Annotated in this window: 13 protein-coding genes; 4 read left to right on the plus strand and 9 right to left on the minus strand. The window is 61.3% G+C overall.

All coding sequences use genetic code 11. The features are described from left to right. Position 1: 1 nt before the first annotated feature. Positions 2 to 1,174, minus strand: a complete 1,173-nt coding sequence (locus JKL45_RS17035) for an amino acid ABC transporter permease (RefSeq protein ID WP_201862777.1) — start codon at positions 1,172 to 1,174, stop codon at positions 2 to 4. Between the two features lie 66 nt (positions 1,175 to 1,240). Continuing rightward, positions 1,241 to 2,242 (minus strand): amino acid ABC transporter substrate-binding protein, encoded by a 1,002-nt coding sequence (locus JKL45_RS17040; protein WP_446685710.1) that lies wholly within the window; start codon positions 2,240 to 2,242, stop codon positions 1,241 to 1,243. 224 nt (positions 2,243 to 2,466) lie between these two features. On the opposite strand from JKL45_RS17040, the gene JKL45_RS17045 reads away from it, so the two are divergent. After that, entirely contained in the window at positions 2,467 to 4,104 is a 1,638-nt protein-coding gene (locus JKL45_RS17045) for an amidohydrolase (protein ID WP_201862779.1), read from the plus strand. An 80-nt stretch (positions 4,105 to 4,184) separates the two neighbouring features. On the opposite strand, the gene JKL45_RS17050 is transcribed toward JKL45_RS17045, so the two are convergent. The 6 genes from JKL45_RS17050 to JKL45_RS17075 all read right to left on the minus strand — a co-directional run bounded on the left by JKL45_RS17050 (position 4,185) and on the right by JKL45_RS17075 (position 11,942). Next, positions 4,185 to 5,636, minus strand: a complete 1,452-nt coding sequence (locus tag JKL45_RS17050) for an amidohydrolase family protein (RefSeq protein ID WP_246498611.1) — start codon at positions 5,634 to 5,636, stop codon at positions 4,185 to 4,187. A gap of 51 nt (positions 5,637 to 5,687) precedes the next feature. After that, complete coding sequence (locus JKL45_RS17055) at positions 5,688 to 6,359, minus strand: aspartate/glutamate racemase family protein (protein ID WP_201862780.1); 672 nt, start codon at positions 6,357 to 6,359, stop codon at positions 5,688 to 5,690. A gap of 7 nt (positions 6,360 to 6,366) precedes the next feature. Next, positions 6,367 to 7,815 (minus strand): amidohydrolase family protein, encoded by a 1,449-nt coding sequence (locus tag JKL45_RS17060; RefSeq protein WP_201862781.1) that lies wholly within the window; start codon positions 7,813 to 7,815, stop codon positions 6,367 to 6,369. Positions 7,816 to 7,884: 69 nt separating this feature from the next. Continuing rightward, positions 7,885 to 9,342 (minus strand): dihydropyrimidinase, encoded by a 1,458-nt coding sequence (hydA, locus tag JKL45_RS17065; RefSeq protein ID WP_201862782.1) that lies wholly within the window; start codon positions 9,340 to 9,342, stop codon positions 7,885 to 7,887. A 124-nt stretch (positions 9,343 to 9,466) separates the two neighbouring features. Beyond that, the gene (locus JKL45_RS17070) at positions 9,467 to 11,092 is read right to left on the minus strand and encodes an acyl-CoA synthetase (protein WP_201862783.1); all 1,626 of its coding nucleotides are present in this window, start codon (positions 11,090 to 11,092) and stop codon (positions 9,467 to 9,469) included. Between the two features lie 40 nt (positions 11,093 to 11,132). Further along, the gene (locus JKL45_RS17075) at positions 11,133 to 11,942 is read right to left on the minus strand and encodes an IclR family transcriptional regulator (protein WP_201862784.1); all 810 of its coding nucleotides are present in this window, start codon (positions 11,940 to 11,942) and stop codon (positions 11,133 to 11,135) included. Between the two features lie 411 nt (positions 11,943 to 12,353). Between JKL45_RS17075 and JKL45_RS17080 the strand changes: the two genes are divergently transcribed. From JKL45_RS17080 to JKL45_RS17090, 3 genes are all read left to right on the plus strand, one after another. Then, positions 12,354 to 13,364: a TRAP transporter substrate-binding protein gene (locus JKL45_RS17080; protein ID WP_201862785.1), complete on the plus strand. Its 1,011-nt coding sequence runs from the start codon at positions 12,354 to 12,356 to the stop codon at positions 13,362 to 13,364. A 79-nt stretch (positions 13,365 to 13,443) separates the two neighbouring features. Continuing rightward, on the plus strand, positions 13,444 to 14,247 hold the full coding sequence (locus JKL45_RS17085; protein WP_201862786.1) for an SDR family NAD(P)-dependent oxidoreductase: 804 nt from the start codon (positions 13,444 to 13,446) through the stop codon (positions 14,245 to 14,247). A gap of 49 nt (positions 14,248 to 14,296) precedes the next feature. After that, positions 14,297 to 15,154, plus strand: coding sequence for a PCC domain-containing protein (locus JKL45_RS17090; RefSeq protein WP_201862787.1), 858 nt, complete (start codon positions 14,297 to 14,299; stop codon positions 15,152 to 15,154). Between the two features lie 28 nt (positions 15,155 to 15,182). Here the strand turns inward: JKL45_RS17090 and JKL45_RS17095 are convergent, their stop codons facing one another. Then, complete coding sequence (locus tag JKL45_RS17095; protein ID WP_201862788.1) at positions 15,183 to 15,683, minus strand: GAF domain-containing protein; 501 nt, start codon at positions 15,681 to 15,683, stop codon at positions 15,183 to 15,185. Positions 15,684 to 15,725 lie beyond the last annotated feature (42 nt).

Consider the following 15,725-nt stretch of genomic DNA (forward strand, 5'->3'; position numbering starts at 1 on the left):
CCTAGCGCTCCTTCAGCGCGACGCGGCTGTTGTACCAGTTCATGAACAGGGAGATTGCAATCGATAGACCGAGATAGACCAGCATGAAGATCGCGATGCCTTCGATCGCCTGACCGGTCTGGTTCATGGTCGTGTTTGAGACCATCACAAGGTCCGGGTATCCGATTGCGATGGCAAGCGACGAGTTCTTGAAGAGGCTTAAGTAGCTGCTGGTGAGGGGAGGAATGATGACCCGCAAAGCCTGAGGAAGGACGACCAGCCGCATAGTCAGGCCGTCTCTCAAACCAAGGGCGCGTGACGCCTCCCATTGGCCCTTACGCACCGACAAGATGCCGCTTCGCACGATCTCGGCGATGCCGGCCGAGGCGGAGAGGGCAAGGCCGATGAGGAGAGCCGTGAATTCCGGCGTGAGCTGCGAGCCGCCGGTCAGGCGAAAGCGCCCTTTCTCGGGAAGACTGACTGTGAACTCAGGCTGCATGATCAGGAACGAAAGAGCAGGCGGCAGCAGGAGTGCAAAGGCAATCAAAGGCCATGTGGTTCGCTCTTTGCCGGTTTTGATGCGCTCTGCGATCGTGTGGCGGCGAAGGGCAACCGCCAGGCCTCCTCCGAGAACGAGCGCGGCGAAAATGATCGTGTGAGCACGGGTCCAGACCAGGGACGGAACGGTCAATCCACTGTTGCTCATGAAGACATGAGGAAGGATTTCCCATGCTTCCCGGACAGTCGGCAGGCCGGTGACGATCAAGGCGTACCAGAGGAAGAGATAGAGCAGGAGAGGGACGTTCCGCAGCGCCTCCACGTAGAGGAAGGCGAGAAGAGCAAGCAAGGGATTGCGCGACAGGCGCGCGATGCCGACGACGAGGCCCAGAATTGATGCAAGCACGACGCTCCAGGCCGAAACCCAAACCGTGTTGACGATGCCGGCCAGAATGGCACGACCATAGGTGTCAGTTGGCTTGTAGTCGATCATCGTCTGGCTGATGACGAAGCCGGCCTCGCGGCTCAGATAGCCGAAGCCCGTGGCGATGTTCTGCTCTGCAAGCTTCTGCGAGACGTTCGAAAACAGATAAAGACCAAGAAGGACGATGCTCCCGACAGCGAGCACCTGATAAAGAATCGCCCGGAAGCGAAGATTGTAGAGGAGCCTCGTCGCGCTCATCGAATCTGCCCGCATGATGACCCTTTCCGGGAAATGCTGAAGACGAAGCGGGCGGCCTCAAGGCCGCCCGCAGATCTCAGACTACCGGAACGGCGGTGAGTAGAGCAGGCCGCCCTTGTTCCAGAGCTCATTTGGGCCACGTGAGAGGCCGAGACGCGTCTCAGGGCCGAGGTTGCGCTCGAAGAGTTCGGCATAGTTTCCAAGCGACTTGATGACGTTGTAGCCCCACTTGTTGTCGAGGCCGAGCATCTTTCCGAGGTCGCCATTCACGCCGAGCATGCGCTGGACTTCCGGATCCTGGCTCTTGAGTTGTTCGTCGACATTAGCCTGTGTGATGCCCTTCTCCTCGGCAGCCACGAGCAAGTAGATCGTCCAGCTCAGGATATCGCGCCAGTTCGGATCGTTCTGACGAACCGTCGGAGCGAGCGGCTCCTTCGAGATGGTCTCGGGCAGGACGACGTAGTCCGAGGGATTGTTGGCAATGGCGCGCACGGAAGCGAGATCCGAGCGATCCGAGGTGATGGCATCGCAGCGGCCGTTGAAGAACGCATTGCGCCATTCGTCGGAGTTCTCGAACACCACGGATTCATACTTGATGTTTCGGGGGCGGAAGAAATCCTCGAGGTTTTGGAGAGTGGTCGTGCCCGGCAGGAGGCAGATCGCGGCATCGGCAAGTTCGCCGGCGCTCTTCACGTTGAGCTTGGTCGATACCATCAGGCCCTGACCATCGTAGAACACTACCGGCCCGAAATCGAGGCCGAGGGATGCGTCGCGTGAGAAGCTCCAGGTGTTCTGGCGGGACAGGACGTCGACCTCACCAGACTGAACGGCCTGAAAGCGAACATTCGTGTTCAGCGGGATGAAGTCGACCTTGTCGGGATCTGCAAAAATTGCCGCCGACATTGCTCGGCAGACGTCGACATCGAAGCCGCGTCGCGCGCCCTTGTCGTCGGCATAGGAGAAGCCGGGTGAGACGGGCGAGACGCCGCAAAGGATCTTGCCGCGCTTCTTGACCGTGTCGAGCGTCGCCTGGGCGGATGCTGGCGCAGCCGAGACGGCGGCGACACCAGCAATGAGGCCCATTGCAAGCCAACGGGTCAAAGATCTGGATTGTGTCATTGTATTCCCTCTTTCCGTGCGCCTTATCCGGCCGCTACCCGTCAAAGCTAGACCCTAACCAACCCGAGTTTCAAGGGTAGAATTTCCCAACGTAAGCCGTTCCGGAACTTGCCGGTTGACCAAAAGGGATGCACAGTCGCGTACCTTCCGTGGCGACGTTCGCTGCCGCTCATCATTCGCGAGTTATCATGCCGATCCTGCCCAAAGCCGATATCGTCCTCACCAATGGCCGGATCTTCCGCGGCCTTTCAGAGCAGGTGACCGAAGCGATTGCGCTCTGGGCTGGGCAGGTTCTAGCGGCGGGATCGGCAGCCGACATGGAGCCTCTCATCGGACCGCGGACACGCGTGATCGATCTCGCGGGCCGCCTTGCCACTCCTGGATTGTGCGACTCGCACATGCATCTTCTCCCTTACGGGGTCATCATGGGGCACGTGGATGTGCGCGCTGCATCTGCGCCAACTCTCACGGCCTTACTCGAAAGAGTTAGGCAGCGTGCCTCGGTTACGCCGCCCGGCCAGTGGATTCAGGGGCGCGGATACGATCAGTTCGAACTCGACGTCAGGCGCCACCCTTTGCGCGAAGAGCTTGATGCCGTGGCCCCCGATCATCCGGTTGCGATCGTGAGAGCGTGTGGCCACGTGACGATCTGCAACTCGAAGGCGCTGGAGCTTGCAGGGATCGACGAATCGACCCCCGTTCCGCAGGGAGGTGCCATCGAGCAGCGGGACGGGCGCCTGACGGGCCTTTTGGCCGAGACCGGACGCGACCGTCTCAAGGCCGTGCTGCCGGAGCCGACGGATCAGGAACTCGTTCAGGCCATCGACGATGCCGGCCGCGCCTGCCTGTCCTATGGGATCACCAGCGTGATGGATGCGGGTGTCGGCATGAGGGCAGGCTACCGCGAGGTCGCTGCTTATCGCACAGCCCAACGCCTCGGACGCCTTCCCGTGCGAACGACCCAGTGCCTGCTTGGAGGTCCAGGCGGTATCGTAGAGCAGGCCTATGCTGATGGCGTGGTGACGGGCGCAGGCGATTCTATGCTGCGCGTCGGTCCGGTGAAGATCTTCACGGATGGCAGCGCCGGTGGCCGGACGGCCGCCATGAGCGAGCCTTATGTTGGAGACCCGAAGACCACGGGCCTGATGCTTTTGCACGACCACGAGATGAACGACCTTGTGCATGACTATCACGCCAAAGGCTATCAGCTGGCTGTTCATGCCATCGGCGATGCGGCCATCGAGCAGACGCTGAATGCCTTCGAACTGGCTCTCGAAGCAATGCCAGATGCCGACCGGCGCCACAGGATCGAGCACGCGGGCTATGCCCGGGCCGACCAGAATGCTCGCATGCAGCGCCTGGGCGTTCAGCCGGTGCCGCAGCCTGTGTTCATCTACGATTTCGGGGACCTATACGTCTCCGTCGTGGGGGAAAAGCGGGCAAAGCCATCCTATCCTCTCAAGACCTGGATCGATCTCGGCTTCAAGCCTGCCGCCGGCAGCGACGCGCCTGTTTGCGACATCAATCCCTTCCCGAACTTCTTCTCTATGCTCACCCGAAAGACTTCCCATGGCACAGTCATGGATGAGCGGGAGGTGGTATCCATCGAGCAGGCCATCACCGCCTTCACGGAGTTCGGCGCCTATGTGAACAAGGCCGAGCATGAATGGGGCCGCCTCGTGCCGGGTCTTGCGGCGGATGTTGCTGTGTTCTCCCGCGATCTTCTGACGACTTCGCCTGAGGAAATCCTCAACGATACCCGCTGCGATCTCACGATCCGCGGAGGCGAAGTGGTGTTCGACCGTCACGGAGAGACGGCCCGCTGATAGACTTGTCTTGGAAATAGACGCCAATAAGAAAGGCCCCGAGATCACTCGGGGCCTTTCTTGCTTCATGGACCTGCCACTCAATTGCGGATGGGGAAGACGCGGGGGCTCAGCTCTTCGAGTTCCCGTCCCGCCCAATCGCGCTGGGACGCCGACGCAATCGCTTCGGCTTGGCCTCGGCGCAGCATCTCGATGTCTCCGCCGATGTCGAAGTCCAGAACCTCTCCGTCGCGAACTACCTGACGACCGTCCACATAGACATCCCTGATGGCTCGATCATTGGCAGAGTACACGAGGCTGCGGATAGGCTCGTAATCGGGCTGCATGTAGGGATTGCTCATGTCGACGACCGAGAAATCCGCCTTGCAGCCGGGGGCAAGACGACCCAGGTCCGGGCGGCGGATCATGTCGGCGCCAACGGCCGTGGCTGCCATGAATGCGTCCCGCGTGGTCGATGCCGTGAAGCTCCCTGCAATGATCCGGCCAGCGTAACAGGCCATGCGGAGTTCATCGAGCATGTTGTGGGGGAAGCTGTCCGTGCCTATGCCGACCTGGATGCCTGCCTTCATATAGCGGCTGAGGGTGTTCAGGGCGATGCCGCGCCGCGCGAAGACCACAGGGCAATGTGCGACCTGAGCCCCGCTGTCGCGCAGGCGCTCGAAATCGTTGGCATGCGGCCAGTGCAGCCAGGGGTGGTCGTTCAGGAAGATGCAGTGACCAATGATCGTGTCCGGTCCGAGGGCGCCGATCTTGTCGAGCCATTCGATGGGTGTGCAGCCATAACGGCGCATGATCTCCTGGAACTCGACGATGCTCTGCGCGGCATGGATCTGGATCGGCTGGTTACGCTCGCGGGCAGCATCAAGCGCGTCGCGGATCTGTCCCTCCGTGCAGGTGTCGATCTGGGCTGGCGTGAAGTAGCCGGTGATGCGTCCGCTCGGGTGCTTTGAGGCCGCATCGGCGATCTCGATCGCCTCGCGCAGCAGCCGGTCTCCCGTCGCCGGATCGAGATTGTATTCTACCGAGTGGCCATTGGTGGTTTTCCAGGGGCCGGAGCGGAACATCCCCCAGAGAACGGCGCGAATTCCGGTTTCCGCATATTCGTCAGCCCAGGTCTCGCGCGGCCTGCCGAGGTCGCAGATGGTGGTGACGCCGCTCTTCAGGAGCTCCGATGCAGCGACGCGAAGCGCCGGGCGCGTGTACTCAGGGCCGATCTGGAACACCGGCATGAACTCATAGAGCGAGCTCTGACCGAGACGTGGACTCCCCAGCTCTTCCAGCATGCCCTTCCAGCCGGGTTCATGTCCGGGATGGCTGTGAATATCCACAAAGCCGGGAATGATCATCATCCGGCTGGCATCGACCTCCTCATCGGCTGTGCCGGAATAGCCGCTCCCGACATGGACGATGTCCGATCCCCGGATCACGAAATCGGCGTTGCGGAGGTAGACATGAGAGCGGGCTGCTTCGTCCCAGGCGACGATCCAGTCACAATTTCGGAAGAGGGTCATCTTTGCGACGGTGTCGGTCATAGAAAGCTCCACAGAGACAGGGAAAGGTCGATGAGAAGAGTGTGAGTGCCGTCAGGACGCGAGAGCCTGCGAAAGGCGGACATGACCGACCGCCATGGCGACGGCGGCCTGGGTTGGCTCGACGACAGGAATCCCTACGGCTTCCTCAAGGGCAGCGCGATAGCGCGCCATGCCGGCGCATCCCATCACGAGGACGTCGGCTCCGTGAGTGGTTTTCAACGTCCGCCCGACCTCGATCATGCGGCCAAGGGTTTTCCCCTCATCCGACAACTCCGCAACACCGAGCCCAATGGAAAGGTCGGCCGCGAAGCGGTCCATGACGCCCATCGCGCCGAAATAGCGGAGATGCCTTGGAATGGAGGTCGGCAGGATGGCGATGACGCCGAAGCGCTGCCCGAGGGTGAGCGCCGTCAGCACACCGCATTCAGCAATTCCGAAGACGCGGCGGCGGCTCTGCTCGCGCAGGGCATGGAGACCCGGATCCGAGAAACACGCAATCACGAAGGCGCCTGCGCTCTCCTCCAGGTCGGAGGTCTTGCGCAGCATCGGCATGATGACGCCGTCTACATCCCGCTGCGACTGGATCCCGGGTGGCCCCTCGGCCAGCGAGAGGCATATGATGTCAGGCCCGTCGGTGCTTCTCAGGGGCGTTACGGCTGCACCGATTGCTGCCGTGACCGCCTGCGAAGAATTTGGATTGATGACATAGACCGAAGAGCTCATAGTTGCTTCATCCCCGGGCCGCAAGGGGCAATGAATAGGGCGCCAGAACAGACAGGGGGCGACCCTGCGGATCGTCCTGCTCCGCTCTTCGGGAGGCGCGCCTCTGGGCATCCTGGAGTTCTCGGATCGCCCCGTCGTAATCCAGGTTGGCGACCCGGCGATTCTTCACGACGGCTCGACCGTCCACATAGACATCGCGGATGGCACGCTCTGCGGCGCAGTGGATCAGGTTGCGCAACGGATCGTGGATCGGTTGCATGGCCGGGTGGCTCAGGTCGACGAGCGACAGGTCCGCTTTGGCACCGGGCGTCAGGCACCCGATATCGCTACGGCCGAGTGCCTTAGCTCCGCCAACCGTAGCGGCAGAAAAGAGATCACCCGTACTGAGGTCGAAGACGCTGCGCCCGGCAACGCGCGAGCAGATCATAGCCTCGCGCATTTCCTCGAGCATGTTGAACGGATAGCTGTCTGTGCCGATGCCGACATTGACGCCTGCACGGAGATAGCCGCCGAGGCTTTCCAGTGTCATGCCGCTGCGCGCGAAGGTGACGGGGCAGTGAGCGACCGAGGTGCCGCTTCGGGCGAGCCGGTCGAGATCGTCGCGGCTGCGCTGCCGGGTCCAGGAATGATGATCAAGGAAGATGCAGTGCCCGAGGATCAGATCCGGTCCCAGGATCCCGAGGCGCTCCAGCATGGCCGGCGCCGTCTCTCCCGTTCGTCGAAGCAGTTCCTCGTGCTCGGCCATGGTCTGCGCCGCATGGATGGTGATCCGCATCCCGCGACGGCGCGCTTCAGCCACCGCCTCCTTGATCAGCTCCTCCGAGCAGGTCTCTATCTGCGACGGCGCGATCACGCCATCGATGCGGCCGCTGGGATGAGCACGTGCCCGGTCCACGAAGGCGAGGGCTTCAGCATAGCGCTCCCGTCCTCTGGCCTCGTTCCATTCGAAGTCGAGACGATGGCTGCCGGCCATGCGCCATTGGGCTTCGCGGAAGCCGGGAGCGAGATAGGCCCGCAATCCACTTTCCGCCGCCAGGGTGAGCCATTGCGCGTGAGGTGATGCGATGTCGAGATGCGTGGTGACGCCGCTGCGCATCAGGTCGCCCAGCATCACCGTCTGGCAGGCGGCCTTGGCGTCGTCATCGGAATCGATCAGCGCTGAGTATTCATAGAGTGCGTTGCCCCAGAGAGCTGCGGTGCCGGCATCCTCGAACAGCCCCTTGGCGATGGGCTCGTCTCCGGAATGACAGTGCACGTTTACAAAGCCGGGCATCACCATGATGGAAGCGCCGGCAATCTCCTCATCGGCACGGCCGTCGTAGGCAGGGCCGACATAAAGAATCCCTGCTTTGGAGAAGGCCACATCGGCATCCTGCATGTAGACGTGTCTCGATGCGCCTTCGTCCCAGGCGACCACCCAAGCGGCTTTTCGGACAACCGTTACTGTGTCAGTCATGATGTGGTGAACCGATGCAAAGAGAGGAATGTTGGTGGGTTGGAGGGCCGCTTGGTCTCGGCCGCGTGCTCACAAAAGATGTGCCCCGAAATTGGTCTGTGGGTTGAATTCCGGGCTCAGGCGTCCGGTCGGCCGCATCGATGCGGCAGCCTCACGCAGCTGCAGCTGGCCTGACCCAGGCGTGGCCTGGAGCGTCCCATCGGCGATGATCACTTCACCCCGGCGCAGGACAGTCTCGGGCCAGCCACGCAGCATGCGGCCGGAAAAGGGGTTGTAGCCAACATTGTCGTGCAGTCCGTCATCGGTGAGCATGACTTGGCGATCAGGGTTCCAGATCGCGATGTCGGCGTCTGCTCCCACAGCGATGGCGCCCTTGCGCGGGTGAAGGCCGTAGATCTTTGCCGGAGCCGTCGCCGTCAGCTCGACGAACTTCTCCAGGCTCGACCTGCCCTGGCTCACCATGGCGTCGAAGAGCAGCGGCAAACGTGTCTCAAGTCCCGGCAGTCCATTGGCGATCTGCTTGAAGTCCGGATTGGCACCGGCGGAAAGCTTGCCGCTCTCATCGAACCTGTAGGGCGCGTGATCGGAGGAGACGACCTGAAGATCACCGAGTTCGAGTGCGCGCCACAAGGCGTTCTGATCCTCCGTCGAGCGGGGAGGAGGGCTGCACATCCATTTGGCGCCCTCCAGACCCGGCCGGTCGAGATCCTGCGTCGTCAGAAACAGGTATTGCGGGCATGTTTCGGCAAAGACCTTGATGCCTTCGCCACGGGCGCGGCGAATGACGGCAGCACCTTCAACAGTGGAGACATGGAACAGCATGATGGGCTGATCCAGAAGCTGTGAAAAGCGGATGAGCCGCTCGAAAGCCTCGATCTCGCATACGCGCGGGTGGCTTACTCCGTGGAACTTGGGCTCGATATAGCCGCGAGACACAAGCCTGTCGGCCATCCACTTGATCATCCCATGGTTCTCGGCATGGGCGCAGACCAGGGCCCCATACTTGCGGGCCACCATCATGACATCCAGAACCTGCTCGTCGAGAAGGCGAACGCGATCGTAGGTCATGAAGATCTTGATCGATCTGTGCCCGCTCTGGATCAGTTCCGGCAAGTCGCGTTCCAGTGTTTCCGGCGTCGGGTCGGAAATCCAGAGATGGAAAGCGTAGTCGGTCACGGCACCGGCTGCAGCAAGGCGCGTGTAATTCTCGACCACCTCACGCAGGCTGTCGCCGCGATGCTGAGCTGCGAAGGAGATGACAGTCGTCGTCCCGCCGAAGGCAGCCGAGCGGGTCGCCGACTCGAAGGTGTCGGCGTTCATCAGCCCGCCGCCTGAGAGCTGCTCAATATGGCAATGGGCATCAACGCCCCCGGGCAGGATCAGCTTACCTGTCGCATCAATGTTGCGTCGTCCGTCTGGAAGGTTCCTGCCCAGTGCTACAATCTGGCTACCATGAATCGCAACATCAGCGGTCGCTACGCCTTCGACAGTCGCAAGCCTTCCGCCTTTGATGACCAGATCGTACACGAGGGGTCGCTCCCTGAAGCTTGGTATTGTGATATTGTTCAAGCTCTGTTCTGCATGCAATCTAGGCAGATAGAGTGAAGCTCAGCAAGGGGCCTACTTTCATATCACTGCTAGAAACCGCCTATTAGGGCGAAGTCTCGGAAGGGCGGTTGGCTTCGAGACATCTCTTCGCCTCGAGTTCCTCTCGGATGGTTCTCTTCGTGATTTTTCCGTATGCCGATTTCGGTAGGGTATCCCAGAAGAACACGCGCTTCGGGAGCTTGTAACGGGCTATCCTGCCATCAAGCCAAGCGAGGAGTTCACCCTCGCTGAGCGACTGACCAAGTCGCAAAGCGCAGACGGCCACGCCCGCTTCGCCCCAGGTCCTGTCAGGCACGCCCAATACCGCGACCTCGGCGACAGCCGGGTGGGTGAGGATCTTCTCCTCGATTTCGCGTGGATAGATGTTCGAGCCGCCCGAAATATACATATCCGAGGCGCGACCGGTGATGAACAGGAAGCCCTCCTCGTCTACATGGCCGAGATCGCCGGTCCTGAACCAGCCGTCCCGAAAGGCTTTCGCGTTAGCCTCCGGGTTGTTGTAGTAGCCCGCGAAGACGGCCGGGCCGCAGACGCAGATCTCACCTGTCGCGCCCGCCGGCACCTCGCGCCCCTGATTGTCCTTGATCGAAACCTGCATGCCTGTGCGCTCGTAGCCGCAGGTGCCCACCTTCACGTCGGGGCCATCCTCGGGATCATGGAGCCAGGGAGGCAGCACGGTGATGTTGCCGGTGACCTCGCCGAGACCAAAATACTGCACCAGCACTTTTCCGAGTTTCTTCAGCGCGTGCTTCTGGTCCTCCCGGTACATGGGGGCGCCCGCATAGATCACGTAGCGCAGAGACGAGTGATCGTGCGCGTCGACCGAGGGGTGTTCCGTCAGGAGCTTCACGATGGTCGGCACCGTGAACATGTTCGTGACGCGCCACATCTCGACGAGCGCCCAGGCCTCGTCGACGTCGAAGCGTTCGCTCGACAACAGCACGGTCTTGGCGGCTCGTGCCACCTGCACGAGCTGGTGGATGCCGGCACCGTGGGACAGAGGCGCAACCACCAGGGATGCATCGGCATTTGTCGTGCCCGGCATCAGGTCGCAGAGATGATTGGTGATCACAAAGGCCATCTGACCATGGGTCAGAACAGCAGCTTTGGGACGTCCCGTCGTTCCGGAGGTGAAGAAGAACCAGCAGGGATCGTCGTGCTCCACCGCCACTGCCGACATCGTTTGCCCCAGATGATGCTCGACCAGATCGTCATAGTTGTCTCCGATGCTCGAACGGCCGATGGAGATCTGAAACCGTATAGCTGGTGCTGCCTCGCGGACCTTTGCGGCATGCTCCGGAAAGTCGCCATGGCAAATCATGACTACGGAGCTGCTCGCCTGGGCCAGATAGGCGACCTCATCCGGAGTCTGGCGGAAGTTCGTCGGCACCCAGACGGCACCTAGCCGGAAGCAGGCGAACATCGATTCGAACATCTGGTTGCAGTTCTTGGACTGCACCAGCACCCGGTCACCTTTCCCGATGCCCTTTGCCGCGAGCGCCGCCGCCATGGCATCGACACGTCGGTCAAGCTCGGCCCAGCTCCATGTGCGCTCGCCCCAGACGAATCCGATCTCCTTGCCGTGCCGACGTGCGGCCTGACGCAGGATGTGGGATAGATTCATGACCCGCTTCGTTGCCGGCGTGATGAGGGGAGGGGTGCTGTTCATGAGGATCGTTCCGAATGGACGGGGTGGTGGATGCACATGGTCAGGCTCCTACGGGCAGAAACATCTTCCGGAGCTTGCTCTCGATACTATCGACCTCAGCTCTGAGATGGCGGACGAGGTCCTGCTGCCGTCCTGCGCTCATGCGGCTGTCGATGGCCGCGAGACTCAGCGCGCCGGCGATCCGCCCGTCCGGGAACCTGATCGCAAGGCCGAGGCCCCAGGAACCGGCGACAATGCGCCCTGGATTGAGCGCGTAACCCTGCCGGCGCGCCGCTGCGATATCGCCACGGATCTGCTCCAATGGATAATAGGCATAGTGGATCTCGAGAGCCTTCCTGTTCGCAGCGATGATGGTCTCCACCTCATGGTCATCGAGGGAAGCCAGCATGGCGAGCGAGCCGGCGCCGATGCCGAGAGGATGCTGATTTCCAACCTGCAGCGCATGGGTGCGCACGGGGTAGGTGCCTTCCTCCCGATGCAGGCAAACGGCATAATTGCCGCGCCGCACGGAGAGAAAGCTCGTATCCATCGTGACATCGGAGAGGCTGCGCAGGCTCTCGAGCGAAAGCTCCAGCAGGCCATGGCGGCGAGACGCGAGGGTGCCGAGCACATAGGCTTCCTCCCCCAGATAATAGCGCCGTGTCCGCGCCTCCTGTTCCACAAGGCCGGCCCGCATGAGCGCAAGGAGAAGTCGCCTCGCCGTCGGCTTGTTGAGGCCGCTCTCCTCAACGACATCGCTCAGTTGAACTCCGCGTTCCGCTTCTCGCCCGACGAGCGCCAGCAGGCGCAGAGCCCTGTCTACGCTCTGCGAGCCTGACAGATCTCCAGTCGTCAAGGAAGCGTCATCCATGGCACAAATCCATCGGTCCACATGATGGACCGATAGTGGTGGTCCTTATCCTTTCTCTCAGGCTAGATCGCTTCGACCTATGTTGCAATGGTTCGCAAGACGTGTATCTTTTTGCGATCATCTGAGAAACAAAGATCCATAAGATGGACCTGACGCAGGTCATTTGTTGCTCTTGTGGCCCGAACCGGAGAGAGCAGGATAATCGTTGAGGGAGCCGCCGTGAAGTTCTCTCAACCTTGCGTGCAGGCCGTCCCGGTTCCCTCGATTGGAGCGTGAGAGATGTTACGCTGTATTTGAACTTGGTTGTCGCTGGCGCCACCGTCGCCCCGCTTCCAAGCATCTCCACCGCCTTCCTGTGACACGGGAGAACGCCTTAAGTCGCTTTAAACAACAAGTATGAGGGAGAGAAACATGATCATTTCACGCCGGACCCTGCTGCAGGGCACCACATCCGCCGCACTCGTCGGCAGCTTCGGAGTTCGTGCCCAATCGGCCGAATTCACCTACAAATATGCCAACAACCTGCCTGTCACGCACCCGATGAATCTGCGGGCGAAGGAAGCCGCCGACAGGATCAAGCAGGAAACGGGCGGACGGGTCGAGATCCAGATCTTCCCCAACAACCAGCTCGGCTCGGACACGGATATGCTGAGCCAGGTCCGCTCGGGCGGAGTCGAGTTCTTCACCCTATCGCCCTTGATCCTGTCCACCCTTGTGCCCAATGCCTCGATCAGCGGGATCGGTTTCGCCTTCCCGAACTACGACAGCGTCTGGAAGGCCATGGACGGCGAGCTCGGCGCCTATGTGCGCGGCCAGATCACCAAGGCCAATCTGGTCGTGATGGACAAGATCTGGGACAACGGATTCCGCCAGACCACGAGCTCCAACAAGCCGATTCAGACGCCGGACGATCTGAAGGGCTTCAAGATCCGTGTGCCGGTAAGTCCGCTCTGGACGTCCATGTTCACCGCCTTCGGCTCTGCCCCGGCCAGCATCAACTTCGCAGAAGTCTATACAGCGCTGCAGACGAAGATTGTCGACGGGCAGGAGAACCCGCTTGCGATCATATCGACTGCAAAACTCTTCGAGGTGCAGAAATTCACGTCCATGACCAACCACATGTGGGATGGGTTCTGGTTCCTGGCCAATCGCCGCGCCTGGGAGCGGCTGCCGGAGGAGCTGCGCCCGATCGTCGCCAAGCACCTCAATGCTGCCGCCGTCGAAGAGCGCGCCGACGTGGCGAAGCTGAATGCCGGCCTTAAGGACGAACTCGTCTCCAAGGGCATGCAATTCAACGATCCTGATCCGGCCCTCTTCCGCGAGGCGCTGCGCAAGGCGGGCTTCTATGCCGAGTGGAAGAAGAAGTATGGCGACGAGGCCTGGGCCATCCTCGAGAAAGCCGTGGGCACCAGCCTCGCCTGATCTCCACCGTCGCGACCGGCGGGTTCCGCCGGTCGTATCATGCTTCCTGTGGACCTGATCGGACGCGTTGGAGAACTGCATGGTCGACCGTCTGAAGGGAAAAGCGGCCATCGTTTTCGGGGCTGGATCCTCAGGAGCCGGCTGGGGCAACGGCAAGGCGGCGGCGGTTGCCTATGCCCGCGAGGGAGCCCGCATCGCCTGTATCGATCTCGTCCAGGAGGCGGCGGAAGAAACGGCATCGCTCATTGCACAGGAGGGCGGCGAGGCTGTCGCGCTTGCTGCGGACGTCACCGCAACGAGTTCGGTCGAGAATGCGGTCGCTCAGGCTATCACGAGTTTCGGTCGCATCGACATCCTGCATAACAATGTGGGCGTGACCCATATGGGTGGACCGGTCGAGCTGACCGAGGAGCAGTTCGAGGCAGCGTTGAAGCTCAATATCGGGCCTGTTTATCGCACCGCCAAGGCGGTGATCCCGCACATGCTTCGCCAGGGAGGCGGTGCCATCGTCAACATTTCTTCCCTCGCGGCGATCCGATGGACGGGCTATCCCTATTTCGCCTACTACGCCACCAAGGCGGCAGTGAACCAGGCGACGGTGGCGCTTGCGATGCAATACGCCCGTCAAGGAATTCGGGCCAACTGCATCATGCCTGGTCTCATCGACACGCCGCTGATCTACCGGCAGATTTCCAACCAATACGCCTCCGTCGAGGACATGGTGGCTGCGCGCAATGCGGCCGTGCCGATGGGCCGGATGGGAACGGCCTGGGATGTGGCCAACGCGGCGGTCTTCCTCGCGTCAGAAGAAGCGCAGTTCATCACAGGCGTTTGCCTTCCGGTGGACGGCGGACAGAGCTGCGCCGTCTCCGAGTTCCGTTGACGGAACAGGTTATAGGTGCGGAATGATGCTGCGGGAGTGTTGATTGACCATGAGGCGCATCGATCATCCTGGGCCCGCTGCATCGGAGCGCATTGCTGCCGTCACCGGGTCTGCCGTTCCGCTCCGTTTCGTGCTGGAGCCAGGCCTGACGGTCGATGAGGCCGTTGCCGCAGGCATGAACGGTGCCGACTGTATCGGCGGCTTCGTTGAATTCCGGGGCGGCCGATGCGAGCCGTTCCGCTATGTGAAGCCGGCCACATCCTCTGATCCGCGTTATGTCGCTTGGTACAGCGAGACCTTCGAACCGGCCGGGCTGGTAAATGTGACTCGCGCCTGTGCCGTCGTCGGAATCCGGGACGGCAAAACCTTCCTCCATTGCCACGGCGTCTGGGACACGTCCGAGGGAACGCGTATGGGCCACATGCTTGCTCCCTTGTCCGTGGTCGCGGAACCCATCGAGGTAACGGGCATCGGGTTCAAGGATGCCACCTTTGAGGCTGTTCCGGATCAGGAGACGAACTTCACCTTGTTCGAGCCGGCTCACAGGGCCGGGGCAGATCCTGCAATGGCAGGAAAAGGCGCGCTGGTTGCAAAGGTCCGGCCCAATCAGGACATCATCCTCGCCGTCGAAGACATCTGTTCGCGGCATGGAATTACAAGAGCCAATGTCTATGGCATCGGCAGCCTGAACGAGGTGCGCTTTGTCGGTGGAACTCGCGTGAATTCACACGCGACCGAGGTGCTGATCCGCCATGGCGCAGTGCAGAGTAACGATGGGCAGGCTCACGCGCGGCTTGTGGTCGATGTTGTCGATCTGGAGGGCGGTATCTCCTCAGGAGAAATCGTCCGAGGCGACAATCCCGTGTGCGTCACCTTCGAACTCGTCATCGAGGCAGTTGAGGTATGAAGCCTGGGAGGTGTTTTCCCAGGCGGGATCAGCGTATTTTCTCGAATTCGGATGTGGCGATGTGCCGGACAGCCCTGTCGGCATAGAGCTTCAGCTCCGCCTTGTCGCCTCGCGAGAAGGAGCGGGGTTTCGTGTCGATCAAGCACAAGGCGCCCAGCCTGATATCCTTCAGGAAGATCAAGGGAGCCCCGGCGTAGAACCGCACGAAGGGAGTTCCAGTGACGAAGGGATTATCCCTGAAGCGTTCATCCGCCAAGGCGTCTTCGACGACGAAGACCTCATCGCTCAGGATCGTATAGTTGCAGAAGGCCGCGTCCCTCGGCGTCTCGCCCGTCTCCAGGCCCTGCGCCGCCTTGATGCGCTGCCGGGCCTTGTCCAGCAGAGTGAGTGTGCAGATGGGAGCGTCGAAGTATTGTCGAGCCTCCTGGCAGATCCTGTCTAGCGCCGGATCCACTGTAGCATCGAGCGCACCGGTCTCAAGAAGGGTCTTCAGGCGCTCTGCTTCGTTCGGGCCGATCGGGAAGGACATTGCTCGTGGTCTCAAGTGCTCCATTCCTGAAGCATACTTATT

Source organism: Microvirga soli, from assembly GCF_016734765.1.
Taxonomy (GTDB): domain Bacteria; phylum Pseudomonadota; class Alphaproteobacteria; order Rhizobiales; family Beijerinckiaceae; genus Microvirga; species Microvirga soli.

Coding starts and splice junctions, on each gene's coding strand:
- JKL45_RS17040 (WP_446685710.1), bottom strand. CDS start 2,242: ATGGGCCTCATTGCTGGTGTCGCCGCCGTCTCGGCTGCGCCAGCATCC.
- JKL45_RS17070 (WP_201862783.1), bottom strand. CDS start 11,092: ATGAACAGCACCCCTCCCCTCATCACGCCGGCAACGAAGCGGGTCATG.
- JKL45_RS17045 (WP_201862779.1), top strand. CDS start 2,467: ATGCCGATCCTGCCCAAAGCCGATATCGTCCTCACCAATGGCCGGATC.
- JKL45_RS17080 (WP_201862785.1), top strand. CDS start 12,354: ATGATCATTTCACGCCGGACCCTGCTGCAGGGCACCACATCCGCCGCA.
- JKL45_RS17050 (WP_246498611.1), bottom strand. CDS start 5,636: ATGACCGACACCGTCGCAAAGATGACCCTCTTCCGAAATTGTGACTGG.
- JKL45_RS17055 (WP_201862780.1), bottom strand. CDS start 6,359: ATGAGCTCTTCGGTCTATGTCATCAATCCAAATTCTTCGCAGGCGGTC.
- JKL45_RS17095 (WP_201862788.1), bottom strand. CDS start 15,683: ATGTCCTTCCCGATCGGCCCGAACGAAGCAGAGCGCCTGAAGACCCTT.
- JKL45_RS17075 (WP_201862784.1), bottom strand. CDS start 11,942: ATGGATGACGCTTCCTTGACGACTGGAGATCTGTCAGGCTCGCAGAGC.
- JKL45_RS17090 (WP_201862787.1), top strand. CDS start 14,297: ATGAGGCGCATCGATCATCCTGGGCCCGCTGCATCGGAGCGCATTGCT.
- JKL45_RS17085 (WP_201862786.1), top strand. CDS start 13,444: ATGGTCGACCGTCTGAAGGGAAAAGCGGCCATCGTTTTCGGGGCTGGA.
- JKL45_RS17060 (WP_201862781.1), bottom strand. CDS start 7,815: ATGACTGACACAGTAACGGTTGTCCGAAAAGCCGCTTGGGTGGTCGCC.
- JKL45_RS17035 (WP_201862777.1), bottom strand. CDS start 1,174: ATGCGGGCAGATTCGATGAGCGCGACGAGGCTCCTCTACAATCTTCGC.